General features: G+C 71.2%; 14 protein-coding genes. 9 read left to right on the top strand and 5 right to left on the bottom strand.

Features of this window, described 5'->3' with window-relative positions; genetic code table 11:
- The first annotated feature begins 20 nt into the window (after positions 1-20).
- Both FH610_RS03960 and FH610_RS03955 read left to right on the top strand, forming a co-directional pair.
- Positions 21-854 carry a hypothetical protein gene (locus FH610_RS03960; RefSeq protein ID WP_139572896.1) on the top strand — a complete coding sequence of 278 codons (834 nt, stop codon included), beginning with the start codon at positions 21-23 and terminating at the stop codon, positions 852-854.
- Positions 855-884: 30 nt separating this feature from the next.
- Entirely contained in the window at positions 885-1463 is a 579-nt protein-coding gene (locus FH610_RS03955) for an HAD family hydrolase (RefSeq protein WP_139572895.1), read from the top strand.
- Here the strand turns inward: FH610_RS03955 and FH610_RS03950 are convergent.
- Complete coding sequence (locus tag FH610_RS03950) at positions 1444-2922, bottom strand: MFS transporter (protein WP_240808742.1); 1479 nt, start codon at positions 2920-2922, stop codon at positions 1444-1446. The two genes, FH610_RS03955 and FH610_RS03950, sit on opposite strands and share 20 nt — an antisense overlap.
- 154 nt (positions 2923-3076) lie before the next feature.
- Here FH610_RS03950 and lon point away from each other — a divergent pair, with 154 nt between their 5' ends.
- The 7 genes from lon (at position 3077) to FH610_RS03915 (ending at position 12486) form a co-directional block, all read left to right on the top strand.
- On the top strand, positions 3077-5437 hold the full coding sequence (lon, locus tag FH610_RS03945; protein WP_139572893.1) for an endopeptidase La: 2361 nt from the start codon (positions 3077-3079) through the stop codon (positions 5435-5437).
- Positions 5438-5794: 357 nt separating this feature from the next.
- On the top strand, positions 5795-6739 hold the full coding sequence (locus tag FH610_RS03940) for a methionine ABC transporter ATP-binding protein (protein ID WP_139572892.1): 945 nt from the start codon (positions 5795-5797) through the stop codon (positions 6737-6739).
- Positions 6736-7392 carry a methionine ABC transporter permease gene (locus tag FH610_RS03935; RefSeq protein ID WP_139572891.1) on the top strand — a complete coding sequence of 219 codons (657 nt, stop codon included), beginning with the start codon at positions 6736-6738 and terminating at the stop codon, positions 7390-7392. Before FH610_RS03940 ends, FH610_RS03935 begins: the two co-directional genes overlap by 4 nt.
- A gap of 22 nt (positions 7393-7414) precedes the next feature.
- The gene (locus FH610_RS03930) at positions 7415-8248 is read left to right on the top strand and encodes a MetQ/NlpA family ABC transporter substrate-binding protein (protein ID WP_139572890.1); all 834 of its coding nucleotides are present in this window, start codon (positions 7415-7417) and stop codon (positions 8246-8248) included.
- 67 nt (positions 8249-8315) lie between these two features.
- The gene (locus FH610_RS03925; RefSeq protein WP_139572889.1) at positions 8316-9455 is read left to right on the top strand and encodes a Fic family protein; all 1140 of its coding nucleotides are present in this window, start codon (positions 8316-8318) and stop codon (positions 9453-9455) included.
- A 59-nt stretch (positions 9456-9514) separates the two neighbouring features.
- Positions 9515-11050, top strand: a complete 1536-nt coding sequence (locus FH610_RS03920) for an acyl-CoA synthetase (RefSeq protein ID WP_139572888.1) — start codon at positions 9515-9517, stop codon at positions 11048-11050.
- Positions 11051-11184: 134 nt separating this feature from the next.
- Complete coding sequence (locus tag FH610_RS03915; protein WP_139572887.1) at positions 11185-12486, top strand: S1C family serine protease; 1302 nt, start codon at positions 11185-11187, stop codon at positions 12484-12486.
- A 72-nt stretch (positions 12487-12558) separates the two neighbouring features.
- On the opposite strand, the gene FH610_RS03910 is transcribed toward FH610_RS03915, so the two are convergent.
- The 4 genes from FH610_RS03910 to FH610_RS03895 all read right to left on the bottom strand — a co-directional run bounded on the left by FH610_RS03910 (position 12559) and on the right by FH610_RS03895 (position 16576).
- Positions 12559-13446, bottom strand: coding sequence for a MurR/RpiR family transcriptional regulator (locus tag FH610_RS03910; protein ID WP_205825541.1), 888 nt, complete (start codon positions 13444-13446; stop codon positions 12559-12561).
- Positions 13447-13458: 12 nt separating this feature from the next.
- Complete coding sequence (locus tag FH610_RS03905) at positions 13459-14289, bottom strand: carbohydrate ABC transporter permease (RefSeq protein ID WP_240808741.1); 831 nt, start codon at positions 14287-14289, stop codon at positions 13459-13461.
- Complete coding sequence (locus FH610_RS03900) at positions 14286-15185, bottom strand: carbohydrate ABC transporter permease (protein WP_205825540.1); 900 nt, start codon at positions 15183-15185, stop codon at positions 14286-14288. The genes FH610_RS03905 and FH610_RS03900 overlap by 4 nt, the downstream gene beginning before the upstream one ends.
- A gap of 83 nt (positions 15186-15268) precedes the next feature.
- Positions 15269-16576, bottom strand: a complete 1308-nt coding sequence (locus FH610_RS03895) for an extracellular solute-binding protein (protein ID WP_161627907.1) — start codon at positions 16574-16576, stop codon at positions 15269-15271.
- Positions 16577-16600 lie beyond the last annotated feature (24 nt).

The following is a 16600-nucleotide window of genomic DNA, read 5'->3' as shown; positions in this document are numbered from 1 at the left end:
GACAGGGACGGACGGGGAGCATGACCTCGATCGTGGGCGTCCACGGCATCGGCAAGTACCACTATTACGAGGAGGCCGGCGGGTCGGCGGGCGGCGCCGCCGAGGTTATGCGGGCCAAGTGGAACGCCTACCTGCACCAGGGGCTCACCGGCCGGGCGGACGGCGCCGGCGAGTACTTCGCCGAGATCGCCTACTACGCCCACCACCTGCACAGCGGGCCGCCGAAGCCGCCGCGGCAGATGGAGGCGCCGGCCAAGCTGGTCCTCGCCGACTGGGCGGCCCAGCTCGGCGGTCCGTTCCGCGACGCGGCGGGGGAGTCGCTCACCGGTCTCGCGCACCGGCTGGCCGGGTGGCTGCTGGCGAGGATGGGCCCGCAGGCGGTGCGGTTCGCCCAGGACTTCTGCCCGGAGGTGGCCGCCTATCTCGGCGGTGGCGACCCGCGGGTGCGGGCCCGCGACGCGGTGGCCGACGTCGTCCGCAGGCGCCGCCCCCGGGTGGTCGTCGCCCACTCCCTCGGCAGCGTCGTGACGTACGAGGCGCTGTGGGCGCACCCCGATCTGTCGGTCGAGTTGCTGGTGACGCTGGGCAGCCCGCTCGGCATGCGCGACGTGGTCTTCGAGCGGCTCGCGCCGGTCCCGGTCCGGGGACGAGGGGCGCGCCCGCCGGGGGTGCGCCGCTGGATCAACATCGCCGACAAGGACGACATCGCCGCGATCCCGGCCGTGCTCGCGTCGTGCTTCGACGGCGTCGAGCGGGACGTCTCCTGCGACATCGACTGGCTCGACTTCCACACCGTGCGCAACTACCTGCGCTGCGGGAGCGCCAACGCGTACCTCAAGCCCTACGTGGCCTGAGTTACGAACACCGGTTATGATCGTACGACCATGAAGACTGTGCTTTTCGACTACGGCAACGTCGTGTCGCTTCCCCAGGCCCCCGAGGACGTCGCGCGCATGGCGGGAGGTGATCCGGGGTTCGAGGACCGCTACTGGGAGGTGCGGCTCGACTTCGACCGGGGCACGCTCGACCCGGCCGCCTACTGGTCCCACGTGTACGGCAGGCCGATGGACGGAGCCGAGCTTGACGTGGTCGTCGCCCTCGACGCGGCGAGCTGGTCGCGGCCCAACGAGGAGACCGTGGCGATCATCGACGAGCTGGCCGCCGTCGGGGTGCCCATGGCGCTGCTGTCCAACATGCCGGTCTGCGTCGCCGAGGGCATCGACGCGCTGCCGTTCATGCGGCCGATCGGCCCGCGGTTCTACAGCGGCCGGATGGGCCTGGTGAAGCCGGAGCCGGAGATCTTCCACGAGACCGTGGCCTGGCTCGGAGTGGCCCCCGGCGACCTCGTCTTCGTGGACGACCGGCTGGAGAACGTCACGGCGGCCGAGCAGGCGGGGCTCGCCGCCGTCCACTTCCGCGACGCGGCCGCCCTGCGTGAGGACCTCAAGACGCTGCTGGTCTAGTGCCCGAACTCCTCGGAGGCCGGGGATCGAGGGGTGGTGCGTCGACCGGGCAGCCGGGGGCGGGAGGTTCGGACGCGGCCGCGAGGACGTTCGTCCTGATCGTGACGAACGTGACGACCGCCGCGACGGCCATCATGGCCGCGCCGACCAGCATCGAGGTGTGGAACCCCCGGGTGAACGCCGCCGGGGAGTCGTAGGCGTCCCCCGCCAGCCCCACCAACGGTGGGACGGCGGCGACGGCCAGGAGGCCGCCCGTCCTGGCCAGGGCGTTGTTGATCCCGCTCGCGACGCCCGCGTACCGTTCCTCCGCCGTGGAGAGCACGGTCGCGGTGAGCGGGGCGACGGCGGCGGACAGGCCGAGCCCGAACACGACCGCCGAGGGCAGCACGTCGGAGAGATAGGACGAGTTCGGGGCGATGCGGCTCATCAGCAGCAGTCCGGCCGCGCACAGGAAAATCCCTCCCGTCATGGGGAGGCGTGGGCCCACCCGCCTCGCCAGTTCGCCGGCCCGGGGCGACAGCAGCAGCATGAGGATCGTGACCGGGAGCATCGCCGACCCGGCGGCGACGGGAGAGAACCCGGCCGAGACCTGGAGCTGGACGACCAGGAGGAAGAACACCAGGCCCATCGCCGCGTACATGACCAGCGTGACGACGTTGACCGCGGTGAACTCCCGCGAGGCGAACACACCCACGGGGACGAGGGACCGGGGGGAGCGCCTGATCTCCACCACCACGAAGCACGCGGCCAGGAGGAGCCCCGCGGCCAGCGGCACCAGCCCGTCGCCCGCGAGGATCAGGCCGTACGTCAGCCCGGCCAGCGCGGGTGCGGCGAGGACGGTCCCGAGCACGTCGAAGCGGCCGTGCGGCCCGGCGTCCCGGGTCTCGGGCACGTGCCGGGCGGCGACGCCGACCACGACGGCCGCGAGCGGAAGGTTGAGCAGGAAGACCCACCGCCAGCCGGCCGTCTCGACGAGCCAGCCGCCGAGCAGCGGCCCGAGGGCGGCGGCCACGCCGCCCAGTCCCGACCAGGCGCCGACGGCGCGCGGCCGGTCGTCCGGCACGTAGCTCGCCTGGATGATCGCCAGGGACCCGGGGATCAGCAGGGCCCCGCCGATGCCCTGGAGCGCACGGGCGAGCACGAGCACGGGCGTGTTCGGCGCGGCCCCGCAGAGGGCGGAGGCCAGGGCGAACCAGACCACCCCGGCGACGAAGACCTTCCGCCTGCCGAGCCGGTCGCCCAGCGAACCGCCGAGCAGGATCAGCGCGGCCATGGTGAGCGTGTACGCGTTCACGGTCCACTGGAGGCCGGACATCCCGGCGTGGAGGTCGCGCCCGAGGGCGGGAAGGGCCACGTTGACCACGGTGCCGTCGAGCGTCGCCATGCCCGACCCGAGGACCGTGGTGAGCAGCACCCACCGGCCTGGCGCCGAGCGAAGCCGGATATTTCCGGATGTCATGGACCACATCATGCGTTACCCGGGGGAGTGGGCGCGCCGTCGCGGCAAGGCTGATTACACGATTACGATCGCTCACAGCGAACTGACGCAGAACAGGGAACAGGATCGGACTCCTGTTAGTTGAGCCGACACAACTCAACCTAGTGGAGTGCTGATGTCCCAGATCCTTCCCGTCCTCCCGCTCGACGACGAGGTCGTCCTGCCCGGCATGGTCGTGCCCCTCGATCTGTCGGCCTCCGAGGTCCGCGCCGCCATCGACGCCGCCCGCGCCAGTGGCGAGAGCACGGTCCTGCTGGTGCCCCGCGTAGACGGCCGCTACGGCCCGGTGGGGGTGAGCGCCGTCGTGGAACAGGTCGGCCGCCTGCCGGGCGGCGAGCCCGCGGCCGTGGTCCGCGGCGTCGACCGCATGCGGGTCGGCACCGGCACCACCGGCCCCGGCGCGGCGCTGTGGGTCGAGGCGACCGTGCTGGAGCCGGTCACGGCCGGGCCGAGGGCCGAGGAGCTCGCCAAGGAGTACAAGGCCCTCACCACCACGATCCTGCAGAAGCGGGGCGCGTGGCAGGTGGTCGACGCGGTCAACCAGATCACGGACCCCGCTGTCCTCGCGGACAGCGCGGGGTACGCTCCCTGGCTGCAGACGCCGCAGAAGCTGCTGCTGCTGGAGACCCCCGACCCGGCCGAGCGGCTGGACAAGCTGGTCGGCTGGGCCCGCGACCACCTCGCCGAACTCGACGTCGCGGAGACGATCCGCAAGGACGTCCAGGAGGGCATGGAGAAGCAGCAGCGCGAGTTCCTGCTCCGCCAGCAGCTCGCGGCCGTGCGCAAGGAGCTCGCCGAGCTCAACGGGGACCCCTCCGACGAGGAGGAGGACTACCGCGCCCGCATCGAGGCCGCCGACCTGCCGGAGAAGGTCAGGGAGGCCGCGCTCAAGGAGGTCGACAAGCTGGAGCGGGCCTCCGACCAGTCGCCCGAGAGCGGCTGGATCCGCACCTGGCTCGACACCGTGCTCGACATTCCGTGGAACGTCCACACGACCGACGAGTACGACATCGCCGGGGCCCGCGCGGTGCTCGACGCCGACCACACGGGTCTGGACGACGTGAAGGACCGCATCGTGGAATACCTCGCGGTGCGTAAGCGCAGGGCCGACCAGGGCCTCGGCGTGGTCGGCGGCCGCCGCAGCGGCGCCGTCCTCGCGCTGGCCGGGCCTCCCGGAGTCGGCAAGACCTCGCTCGGCGAGTCGGTCGCCCGCGCCATGGGCCGCACGTTCGTCCGCGTCGCCCTCGGCGGCGTCCGCGACGAGGCGGAGATCCGCGGTCACCGGCGCACGTACGTGGGGGCCATGCCCGGCCGCATCGTCCGCGCCATCCGCGAGGCGGGCTCGATGAACCCGGTCGTGCTGCTGGACGAGATCGACAAGGTCGGCGCCGACTACCGGGGCGACCCGACGGCCGCGCTGCTCGAGGTGCTCGACCCGGCGCAGAACCACACGTTCCGCGACCACTACCTGGAGGTCGAGCTCGACCTGAGCGACGTGCTGTTCCTCGCCACGGCCAACGTGCTGGAACAGGTGCCCGGGCCGCTGCTCGACCGCATGGAGATCGTCACGCTCGACGGCTACACCGAGGACGAGAAGGTCGCCATCGCCCGCGACCACCTGCTCCCGCGCAACCTGGAGAAGGCAGGCCTCACCGCCGACGACGTGGCGGTGGAGGAGGCGGCGCTGCGCCGCCTGGCCGGCGAGTACACCCGCGAGGCCGGCGTCCGCTCTCTCGAGCGCTCGATCGCCCGGATCCTGCGCAAGGTGACGGCGAAGGTCGCCCTCGGCGAGGCCGCTCTCCCGGTGACGGTCACCGCCGACGACCTGGTCTCCTACCTTGGCCGGCCGCGCCACGTGCCCGAGTCGTCCCTGCCGGAGGCCCGGCAGCGTACGGCGGTGCCGGGCGTGGCGACCGGCCTCGCGGTGACCGGCGCGGGCGGCGACGTCCTCTACGTCGAGGCGTCGCTGGCCGACCCGGAGACCGGGGCGACCGGTGTGACCCTGACCGGTCAGCTGGGCGACGTGATGAAGGAGTCGGCGCAGATCGCGCTGTCCTTCCTGCGGTCCCGGGGCGCGGAGCTGGAGCTGCCGGTCGGGTCGCTCAAGGACAGGTCGGTGCACATCCACGTGCCCGCGGGCGCGGTGCCGAAGGACGGCCCGTCGGCCGGTGTCACGATGACCACCGCCCTGGCCTCACTGCTGTCGGGCCGGCCGGTCCGGGCCGACGTGGCGATGACCGGCGAGGTGTCCCTCACCGGGCGGGTGCTGCCGATCGGCGGGGTCAAGCAGAAGCTGCTGGCCGCCCACCGGGCGGGGATCACCACCGTGCTCATCCCGGCGCGCAACGAGCCCGACCTGGACGACGTCCCGGCCGAGGTGCTGGCCGACCTCACCGTCCACGCGGTGAGCGACGTGCGCGAGGCCCTCGACCTGGCCCTCACTCCGGCCTCGTTCGCCCGGCAGGCGGTCGCCTGACCCCCTCCACCCGGCCCGCGTCTCCGTCGTCTCGGAGGCGCGGGCCTTTCCCTGTGACGCGGGCCCTTCCTTGTGACAAAGGACACATTTCCGGTATGGAATAAGGATTAGCTCGCTTCTGTTTCAGCCGGTCGTGAGCGTATCGAACCTGGTGAACCCGCCCGAGCGAGGGTGTCCCGCGGCCTGAACATCGTCCGTCCGCACCCTCCCCGCGAAGGCACTCACCGATGACGCTCTCCCCGCTGCCCGATCTGATCCTGCGCCGGATCACGCATCTGCCCTTCCCGCCCGGCACGCGCTAGCCGCACGTTCGCGAGGCGAAACGGAGTCGGCCCACACGTCTTCGAAGGACAGCAAGTGATCACGGTTTCCGGCCTGCGCAAGGCCTACGGCGACGTCGTCGCGCTCGACGGCGTCGACCTCCACGTCGGCAGGGGCGAGGTCTTCGGTGTGCTCGGGCGCAGCGGCGCCGGCAAGAGCACCCTGCTGCGCTGCGTCAACCTGCTCGAACGTCCCGACGAGGGCGTGGTGACCGTCGACGGGCGCGAGCTGACCGCCCTCGGCGCGGCCGACCTGCGCCGCGCCCGCCAGCGCATCGGCATGATCCATCAGCACTTCGCGCTGCTGTCGTCGCGCACGGTGGCGGGCAACGTGGCATTCCCGCTGGAGGTCATGGGCGTCGGCCGGGCCGCCAGGGCCCGGCGCGTCGCGGAGATGCTCGACCTCGTGGGCCTGGCCGACCGCGCCGGGGCCTATCCCGCGCAGTTGTCCGGCGGCCAGAAGCAGCGGGTCGGCATCGCGCGGGCACTCGCCGCCGAGCCGTCGGTGCTGCTGTCGGACGAGGCCACCTCCGCGCTCGACCCCGCCACGACCCAGTCGATCCTGGCCCTGCTCCGGCGGCTCAACCGGGAGCTGGGGCTGACCATCCTGCTCATCACCCACGAGATGGACGTCATCAAGGCCGTTTGCGACTCGGCGGCGATCATGAGTGACGGGCGGATCGCCGAGGCGGGCCCCATCCCCGAGCTGCTCGCCACCCCCGGGTCGCGCCTGGCGGCCGAGCTGTTCCCGCTGCCGCCCGCCGAGCCCGGCACCGTGACCGTCGCCCTGGCCGCGGACCAGACCCTGCTGTCGCGTCTGGCGCGTACGCACGACGTGGACGTCGCCATCGCCGCAGGCGCGGTCGAACAGGTCGCCGGGGTCCCGGCGGGCCGGCTGCGGCTGCGGGTCACCGGAGCCGGTACGGCTGCCGCCCTCGCGGAGTTGCGCGAGCGCGGCCTGCTGGTGGAGGAGGACGCATGACCTGGTCGGAGATGAGCCCCCTGGTGTGGGAGGCCACCGGGCAGACCGCGGTGATGGTGGGCTGGTCCACGTTGTTCACCGTGCTGTTCGGGCTGCCGCTCGGCGTCTGCCTCGCCGGGACGGACCGTGGCGGGCTGTTCCCCGCGCCCGCCGTGCGGCGCGTGCTCGGCCTGGTCGTGAACGTGGGGCGGTCGCTGCCCTTCATCGTCCTCATGATCGCGGTCATCCCGGTCACCCGCGTGCTCACCGGCACCACGATCGGGACCGCCGCCGCGGTGGTCCCGCTGATGATCGGCGCGGTGCCGTTCTTCGCCCGGCTGGTCGAGACGGCGCTGCGCGAGGTGGGCCGCGACATCGTGCAGGCGGCCGAGGCGATGGGGGCGGGCCGGGTGACGATCGTGGCGCGCGTCCTGCTGCCCGAGGCGCTGCCCGGCCTGGTCGCCGGGCTGACCGTCACCGTGGTCACGCTCATCTCCTACTCGGCCATGGCCGGGGTGATCGGCGGCGGCGGTCTCGGCGACCTCGCCGTCCGCTACGGATACCAGCGGTTCGAGACCACGCTCATGATCGTCACCGTGGTCGTCCTGGTCGTCGTGGTGCAGCTCGCGCAGACCCTGGGCGACGCCGTCGCCCGTCGACTTTCTCACCGTTAACCCATTGAAGGAGTTCTGTCCCATGCGTAGAACGCTCGGCCTCGTCATCGTCGCCGTGGTCGCGCTCGTGTTGTCCGCCTGCGGGTCCTCGTCTCCGGACACGGCGACCGCCTCCGGCACGGCGGCGGCGGACGCCCCGCTCAAGGTCGGCGTGAGTCCGGTGCCGCACGCGCAGATCCTGAAGTACGTGGCCGCCAACCTGGCCGCCGCGAAGGGACTGAAGCTGGAGATCGTGGAGTTCAGCGACTATGTGCAGCCCAACCTGCAGCTCCAGGACGGCCAGCTCGACGCCAACTACTTCCAGCACAAGCCCTACCTGGACGACTTCAACGCCTCCAAGGGCACCAAGCTGAGCTTCGTCGCCCCGGTGCACCTGGAGCCGCTCGGCCTGTACTCCAGGAAGGTCAAGGACCTCGCCTCGCTGCCGCAGGGCGGCACGGTCGCCGTGCCCAACGACGCCACCAACCTCGGCCGGGCGCTCAAGCTGCTCGCCGACAACGGCGTGGTCACGCTCAAGGACGGCGTGGGCACCGCCGCGACGGAGCGCGACGTGACCGGCAACCCGAAGAACCTGACCTTCCGCCCGCTGGAGGCCGCCCAGCTCCCGCGCTCGCTCGACGACGTGGACGCCGCCGTGATCAACGGCAACTACGCCCTGGAGGCGAACCTCAACCCGTCCTCCGGCGCGCTGGTGCTGGAGAAGGCCGAGGGCAACCCGTACGCGAACGGCCTGGTCGTCGCGCAGGGGCACGAGAGCGACCCGCGGGTGAAGACCCTGGTCGGGCTGCTGACCGGCCCCGAGGTGAAGAAGTACATCGAGGACACGTTCAAGGGCTCGGTCATCCCCGCCGCATGACGCGTACACACATGGACGAATCATCCAGTCGCTTGACCGGATGATTCGTCCATGCTGTCATGACTCCATGTTGTTCGGCACACCGGCACTGGAGGCCGCGGACGAGAAGGTGCTCGCCGAGATCGAGGAGATGCGGCGCGACCTGAAGTATCGGCTGGCCGAGGCGCATCGCTGGGACGGCCTGCTGCGGCGGCAGTTGCAGGCGCGGGCGATCCAGGGGTCGAACTCCATCGAGGGCTACCACGCCAGCGTCGAGGACATCGAGTCGATCATGTCGGGTGAGGACCCCCTGGAGACGTCGACCGCCGTGGCCCGCGAGATCGCCGGCTACCGGCAGGCGCTCACCTACATCGGCACCCTCTCGCGGGCGTGGGCCTTCCGCTATGACGTGGGCCTGCTTCATGGGCTCAACTTCATGATGATCGGCCACCACGTGGACAAGACGCCGGGCACGGTGCGGCCCGGCGGGATCTACGTGCGCAACTCCGCCACCGGCGAGGTGGTCTACGAGGGCCCGGACCACGAGCAGGTCCCCGGCCTGCTGACGGAACTGGTCGAATGGCTCAACGAGGGCGACCTCGACGCGCCCAGCTACGTCCGCGCCGCCATGGCGCACCTCAACCTCGTCAAGATCCACCCATGGCGGGACGGAAACGGGCGCATGTCGCGGGCGCTGCAGACGCTCGTGCTCGGCCGCGACCAGATCACCACGCCGGAGTTCGCCTCGATCGAGGAGTGGCTGGGCGAGGGCCGCACCACCTACGACTACTACGACGTGCTGGGCGAGGTGGGACGCGGCCGGTGGAGCCCGCACGGGGACACCCTCTCGTGGGTGCGGTTCGTCCTGCGCTGCCACCACATGCAGGCGCAGCGGGTGGGACGCCGGCTCGCGGAGGCGGGCGAGGTGTGGATGCTGCTGGAGGAGCGGACCGGGACGCAGGGCCTGCACCCGCGCACCGTCTCGGCGCTCTATCAGGTGTTCGTCTCCAGGCGGCTGCGCCGGGGCATGTACCAGGCCGACGAGGGGCTGAGTCAGGGCCAGGCCGCCCGCGACCTGCGCGAGCTGGCGGCCACCGGGTGGCTCCGGCCGTACGGCGAGACGAAGGGCCGCTTCTACGCGCCGGGGCCGAAGATGGCGGAGATCAAGGCCGCGTTCGCCGAGCGCGCCAGGCCGCTGCGCGACCCCTACCGGGCGCTGGAGAGCTGACCGGACGCATCGGGAACTCGCGCCTACCGCGCGGAAAGCAAACCGAGTAACGTTCGGTTATGCACCCTGGGGCGATCGCGGCGGTGACGCCGGACAAGCCTGCGGTGATCATGGCGGGCACCGGCCGCGTGATCACCTTTCGTGAACTCGACGAGGAATCCAACCGGCTGGCCCATCTGCTGCGGGCCGCGGGCCTGAAGCCTGGCGACCACATCGCCTTCATGCTGGAGAACCATCCGCTCTTCCTCGTGATCGCGTGGGCCGCGCATCGCTCGGGCCTGTACTACACCGCGATCAGCTCTCGCCTCCAGGCCGACGAGCTGTCGTACATCGTGGACAACTGCGGGGCGCGGGTCTTCATCTCCTCGGCGAAGCTCGCCGGTGTCGCGAGCGCTGTCACCGAGGCCACGCCCGGGGTCGAGCTGCGGCTCATGGTCGACGGCGTCGCGCCGGGCTTCACCTCCTACGAGGAGGCCGTGGCGGGGCAGCCGGCGACGCCGCTCGACGACGAGTGCCAGGGCGCCGACATGCTCTACTCGTCGGGCACCACGGGACGCCCCAAGGGGGTCAAGCCGCCGCTCAGCCGGGCGCCGCTGGAGGCCCCCGGGGCCCTGGTGCAGCTCATCCAGTTCCTGTTCGCGCCCTCGGCCGACAGCGTGTACCTGTCGCCCGCGCCGCTCTACCACGCCGCTCCGCTGCGTTACAGCATGTCCTTCCAGCGCCTCGGCGCGACCGTGGTGGTGATGGAGAGGTTCGACCCCGAGGAGGCGCTGGCGCTCGTCGAGCGGCACCGGGTCACCCACGCGCAGTGGGTGCCCACGATGTTCGTCAAGATGCTCAAGCTGCCCGAGGAGGTGCGCCGGCGCTACGACCTGTCGTCGCTGGGCTGCGCCGTCCACGCCGCCGCGCCCTGCCCCGTCGAGGTCAAGGAGCGGATGATGGAGTGGTGGGGGCCGATCATCCACGAGTACTACGCGGGCACGGAGGGCAACTGCTTCCTGTACGCGGGGCCGGAGGACTGGCTCGCCCACAAGGGCACGGTGGGCCGGCCGCTGCTCGGGGTCACCCACGTCTGCGACGAGGACGGCGGCGAGCTGCCGCCCGGCGAGCACGGCACGGTCTACTTCTCCGACGGCCCGAAGTTCGAGTATCACGGCGACCCCGAGAAGACCGCGTCGGTCCAGGATCCCAAGGGCCGCGGCTGGACCACGCTGGGGGACATCGGCTACCTGGACGAGGACGGGTTCCTCTACCTCACCGACCGGCGCTCGTACATGATCATCTCTGGCGGGGTGAACATCTACCCGCAGGAGGCCGAGAACGTGCTGGCGTTGCATCCCGAGGTGGCCGACGTGGCCGTCTTCGGGGTGCCGGACCCCGAGATGGGCGAGCAGGTCAAGGCCGTGGTGCAGCCGGCGGACCCGGCGGGCGCCGGTCCCGCCCTGGAGGCCGAGCTGATCGCCTATTGCCGGGAACGCCTGGCCCACTACAAGTGCCCGAAGTCGGTCGACTTCCGGGACGAGCTGCCCCGCCACCCCACGGGCAAGCTGTACAAGCGCCTGCTCAGGGACGAGTACTGGCCGCGGACGAGCTGACATAAAGTACGCGTAGGGCGCTCGGGGATCCCCACCGCTGATCGCTTAGCGTGACCTTATCGCCGATGCGTCATCGTATTACGTGTACCGGCGGAGAGCCGGGATCACCGGCGAATCCATTGAGGGGGATGGCGATGAGCTCACCTGAGCACGTTCCCGGCAACGAGAACACCGAGATACTCCCCGGTCACGGCTGGAGCCAGTTCGGCAGCACCCCGCCGCAGCACGGGCAGTACGCCGGGGCGTACCAGTCGTACGGCGCCTACGGGAGCGGCTCTTATGACACGGCGCAGTTTCCGCCGCCTCCGGCGCGGAAGGGCACGCTGACCGCCCGCCAGAAGGCGGGCGCGGGCCTCGCCCTCGTGGCCGTGGCACTGGGCGGCGGGGTCACCGGGGCCCTCGTCGCGAACAGCGTGAACGGCGGGCAGACGGTGATCGCGAGCCCGGTGGTCAAGGGAGTGTCCAACTCCTCGACCACCACGATCGCCGCGGTGGCCAAGGCGATCATGCCGTCGGTGGTGTCCATCGAGGTGAAGACCGCCACGGCCGGCGGCGAGGGGTCCGGTGTCATCCTGTCGGCCGACGGACTGATCCTGACGAACAACCACGTGGTGAGCATCGGCGGCGGGGCCGGCGGCACGGTCACCGTGAAGTTCAGCGACGGCAAGACCGCCAACGCCGTCGTCAAGGGCACCGACCCTCTCACGGACCTCGCGGTCATCCAGGCGCAGGGCGTGTCCGGCCTGACCCCCGCCTCCCTCGGCGACAGCGACAAGCTCCAGGTCGGTGACGCCGTCCTCGCGATCGGCAGCCCGCTCGGCCTGGAGGGATCGGTCACCTCCGGCATCGTGAGCGCGCTCGACCGCACGCTGACCGAGGCCCCCGAGGAGCAGCAGCAGCAGTTCCCCTGGGGGATGGAGCAGCAGCAGCAGCCGCAGAGCCAGGGCACGACGATCGGCGGCATGATCCAGACCGACGCCGCGATCAACCCCGGCAACTCCGGCGGCGCGCTGGTCAACTCCTCGGGGCAGGTCGTCGGCGTCAACACCGCGATCGCCACCTCGGGCTCCAGCTCCGGCAACATCGGCGTCGGCTTCGCGATCCCCATCAACACCGCGAAGCTGGTCTCCGACCAGCTCATCAAGACCGGTAAGGCGACCCACGCGTTCCTCGGCGTGAGCGTGGCCGACGCGGTCGGCGGCTCGTCCGGCGCGGTGGTCAGCTCGATCACGGCCGGCAGCCCGGCGGAGAAGGCCGGCCTCAAGGAGGGCGACCTGATCACCAAGATCAACGACAAGCTGGTGGACAGCGCGGAGGCGGTGCTCGGCACCATCCGCAGCTCGCGCCCCGGCGACAAGGTGACCGTCACCTTCACCCGCGACGGCAAGGAGAACACGATCACCGCCACGCTCGCGGAGAAGTCGCCCACGAGCTGACGGCCCACGAACGTCGCCGGCGGGCCTCTGGGGGGACGGCCCGCCGGCGATCGCTTTTCTCCGGAACAGTGGCTACCTGCGCCGGCGGCCGCTGATCGCGCGGAAGGTGTCCTCAAGCGCGGTGAGGGTCTCGTCGTACGTGCGCCGGGCGGCCACCCCGACGGAGAGGCAGTCGACGACGGTGAGCTGGGCGATCCTGCTGCCCATCGCGCCGAAGCGGAACGGGGTCTCGCGGGCCGCGGTCTTCAGCACGATGTCGGCCAGCTCCGTGATCGGCGAGGGGTCGAAGTTCGTGATCGCGATCGTGGTCGCCCGCCGGTCGGCGGCGAGTCGCAGCGCGTCCAGGATGTCGACGGTGGTGCCGGTGTGCGAGATGCCGATCGCGACGTCGCCCGGGCGCAGCAGCGCGGCCGAGGTGAGCGCGCTGTGGAAGTCCTGCCAGGCGAACGCCATCAGGCCGATCCTGTGCAGCTTCTGGTGCAGATCGGCGGCGACGAAGCCGCTCGCCCCGGCGCCGTAGAGATCCACGCGGCGGGCCTCGGCGATCGCGTCGACCGCGCGCTCCAGCGCGGCGATGTCGAGGTGCTCGGCGGTCTCCGCGACCGCGCGGGAGTCGCTGTAGCCGATCTTGGCGACGATCTCCTCCAGCGGATCGTCGGCGCTGATGTCCCCGTCGAGCGGGCGGACACTCCCGGCACGCGACGCCTCCAGCGTCGCCTCGCGGGCGAGCGCGATCCGCAGCTCGGGATAACCGCGCAGCCCGATGGCCCGGCAGAAGCGCAGCACGGTCGCCTCGGAGGTGCCGCACTCGCGGGCGAGCACCCCGATCGGCCGGTCCGCGACGCCCTGGGGGTCGGCCAGCACCGCGCGCGCGACCCGTTGCTCCGCGGGCCGCAGAGACCGGATCGCGCCGCGCAGCCGCACGAGAATCCCGTTCGAATAGTCTCCGCCGAGGCTCACGCCGCCCTGCCTCTACTTGCTCATGCCGGCGGTCAGCCCGGCGATGATCTGCTTGGTCGCCAGGACGAACAGCACGAAGAGCGGGGCCGTGGCGAGGACCAGCCCGGCGAACAGCGCCGACCAGTCGGTCGTGTACTCGCCGAAGAACTGCGACAACCCGCGCGGGATCGTGAACTTCTCGTCGGAGCGCAACAGCACCAGCGGGTAGAGGAACTCATGCCACAGCGGCACGAACTGGAACAGCATCACCGACGCCAGGGCGGGCCGCACCAGCGGCAGCATGATCTGGCCGAAGATCCGGAACTCGCCGGCCCCGTCGAGCCTGGCCGCCTCGTCCAGCTCGCCGGGCAGGGAACGGTAGAACGCCGACAGCACGAACATGCAGAACGGCACCCCGGACGCGGCGTACAGCAGCGTGAGCCCGAGCAGCGAGTCGATCAGGCCCATGGAGTCCATGAGGTAGAAGATCGGCACCAGGCCCAGGCGGATCGGCAGCATCAGCCCCGCCAGGAAGTACGCCCCGAGCACCCGGTTGCCGACGAAGTCGTAGCGGGCCAGCGGATAGGCGGCCAGCGCGGAGACCGCCGTGCCGAGCAGCACCGCGCCGCAGGTGACGACCAGCGAGTTCAGCAGGTAGGTGCTGAACGACGCCTCCGTCCACACCCGGGCGTAACTGTGCAGCGTGGGGGACGCCGGCAGCCCCAGCGGCGTGGTGAAGATCTCGCTCGTGGGCCGCAGCGAGTTGAGCACCATGACGACCAACGGCAGCAGCGCGACGACCGCGTACCCCCACAGCAGCAGGTGGACGGCGACGCGCCCGGGAGCCCGGTGCCGGGCCGTCACAGCAGTCTCCTCTCGCGGCGGCGGAAGTAGGAGCTGGCCAGCAGCGACACCCCGAAGATGAACACGAACATCAGCACGGCGAGCGCCGACGACCGCCCGATGGCCTCCGTGCCGCCCTCCACGAACGCGACCCGGTAGAACAGCAGGCCGAGCACGTCGGTCGAGCCCGCCGGGGACCCGGTCGACCCGGCCATCGCGTAGACGAGCCCGAAGGCGTTGAAGTTGCCGATGAACGTCAGCACGCTCACCACGCCGATCGCCGGGGTGAGCAACGGCAGCGTCACCCGCCGGAACGCCTGCCAGGCCGAGGCGCCGTCGACCCGGGCCGCCTCGTGGTATTCGGCCGGGATTCCGGCGAGCGCGGCGGAGAACAGCAGCATGGGGAAGCCCACCCACTGCCACGCGTTGACCACGATGACGATCGGAAGCGCCGTACGCGTGTCGCCCAGCCAGGGCAACGCCCACGAGTCCAGCCCGGCCGCCTCGAGCAGGGAGTTGACCGGGCCGAACGTCGGGTTGAGCAGCAGGCTCCACAGGTAGCCGACGACCAGCGGGTCCACCAGGTAGGGCGTGGTGAACGCGGCCTGCAGGAACCGCTTGCCGCGGCCGTACCGGTACAGCAGCAGGGCGAACAGCAGCCCGACCGTGTTCTGGATCAGCATCGTCCCGGCGAAGAACAGCGCGTTGTGCCCGAACGCCCGCCACAGCTGCCGGTCGTAGGGGTAGACGCCGAACAGGTCGCGGTAGTTGCCGAGCCCGGCGAACCCCGTCTGCCGGATCCCGCGCCACTCGAAGAAGCTGTAGTCGAGCGCGGTGACCAGCGGATAGACGATGAAGACCGAGTAGAGCAGGAGCGCGGGCAGCAGGAAGACGGCCAGCACCCGCCATCGCGGCACGTAGCGGCGACCGGCGCCGGTGCGTGCCGCGCGACGTCCGGGGGATCGCCCGGGAGAGCGCCCGGGAGAGCGTCGGCGCGCGCTCAGTTCCCCGGCTTGAACCACTGCTCGACGCCCTTCTGCACGCTCTCGGCGACCGCCTTGGCATCGGTCTGGCCGACCAGCATCTTCTGCACCTCGTCCCGGAAGACCGCGTCACCGTTCGGCTGGCCGTACCGGAAGTCGACGAGCAGCGTGTACGGCGCGCCGTTGGCGGCGTAGTTCTTCGCCATCTCCGCCAGCAGCGGGTCCGACGGCGTGACCCCGGGAACCGCGGACAGTTGCTTGAGCTCGCTCGCGTAGAGCTGCCCGAACTCCGGCGTCGCCATCCACTTGACCAGTTCGAGCGCCTCGGCCTGGTGGGCCGACTTGGCGTTGACGCCGAACGAGCCGTCGGCCCAGCCCGGCGTGACGGGCGTGGTCACCGGGGAGCCGGGCGGCGGCGGGACCTGGAAGGCGCCGACCTCCAGGCTAGGGTTGGCCGCGAGCACGGGCGCCAGGTCGAAGCTGCCCGTGGGGTACATCGCGGCCTTCCCGGTGGCGAACAGCGCCTGGACGTCGGGGATCTTGACAGCCACCACGTCCTTGGGGAAGTACGGCTCCAGGTCCTTGAGCAGCTTGATCGAGGCCGTGAAGTCGGGGTCGGTGAACTTCTTCTCGCCGCTCAGCAGCGCGTCCCGGAACTTCGTGCTGCCGTAACGGGCGTTGCCGAAGATCTCGTGGACGATCGGCAGCGTCCAGGTCGCGTCGGGCCCTGCCGCGACGGCGAACGGCGTGATCCCGGCCGCCTTCAGCTTCCCGGCCGCCGCGATCATGTCGTCCCAGGTGGCGGGGGGCTGGACGCCGTTGTCGCCGAACAGCTTCTTGTTGTAGAGCACCTGGAGCGTCTGGTAGGCGAACGGCACGCCGTAGATCTTGCCGTCCTTGTGGCCCTTGGCGCCTTCCAGCAGCTTGGCGTCGAAGCCGGACAGCGCCTCGACCTTGCCGTCCAGCGGCACCAGCTGGCCCGCCTCGACCAGCGGCTGGAGCCCGCCGTACGCCCGCAGCTGGGCGACGTCGGGCCCGGCGGTGCCGGACAGGCCGGTGGCCAGGATGTTGTTGTATTCGGTGGCCTGGAACGGCTTGAACTCCACGTGGATCTTCGGGTGCGACTCCTCGAACTTGGCGAGGATCTTCTCGTACGCCCTGACGTCCTCCACCCGCCACGACCACAGGCTCAGCGTGACCTTGTCACCGCCCGCCTTGTCGCCCTGTGCCTCGCCGCCCTGGCCGGATGCGCCGCCCCCGGGAGCGCATGCCGACAGCGCCACCGCGAGCACGCCGATCGCTCCCGCGATCCACCTTCTCTTCATGAGACTCCCTTTCGGCTCGTAGCC

Origin of the sequence: Microbispora catharanthi (assembly GCF_006334915.2) — a bacterium.
Taxonomy (GTDB): Bacteria; Actinomycetota; Actinomycetes; order Streptosporangiales; family Streptosporangiaceae; genus Microbispora; species Microbispora catharanthi.
This window is presented reverse-complemented; position numbering and strand designations above follow the sequence as displayed.

Coding starts and splice junctions, on each gene's coding strand:
- FH610_RS03930 (WP_139572890.1), top strand. CDS start 7,415: ATGCGTAGAACGCTCGGCCTCGTCATCGTCGCCGTGGTCGCGCTCGTG.
- FH610_RS03895 (WP_161627907.1), bottom strand. CDS start 16,576: ATGAAGAGAAGGTGGATCGCGGGAGCGATCGGCGTGCTCGCGGTGGCG.
- FH610_RS03960 (WP_139572896.1), top strand. CDS start 21: ATGACCTCGATCGTGGGCGTCCACGGCATCGGCAAGTACCACTATTAC.
- FH610_RS03950 (WP_240808742.1), bottom strand. CDS start 2,922: ATGACATCCGGAAATATCCGGCTTCGCTCGGCGCCAGGCCGGTGGGTG.
- lon (WP_139572893.1), top strand. CDS start 3,077: ATGTCCCAGATCCTTCCCGTCCTCCCGCTCGACGACGAGGTCGTCCTG.
- FH610_RS03935 (WP_139572891.1), top strand. CDS start 6,736: ATGACCTGGTCGGAGATGAGCCCCCTGGTGTGGGAGGCCACCGGGCAG.
- FH610_RS03925 (WP_139572889.1), top strand. CDS start 8,316: ATGTTGTTCGGCACACCGGCACTGGAGGCCGCGGACGAGAAGGTGCTC.
- FH610_RS03920 (WP_139572888.1), top strand. CDS start 9,515: ATGCACCCTGGGGCGATCGCGGCGGTGACGCCGGACAAGCCTGCGGTG.
- FH610_RS03955 (WP_139572895.1), top strand. CDS start 885: ATGAAGACTGTGCTTTTCGACTACGGCAACGTCGTGTCGCTTCCCCAG.
- FH610_RS03915 (WP_139572887.1), top strand. CDS start 11,185: ATGAGCTCACCTGAGCACGTTCCCGGCAACGAGAACACCGAGATACTC.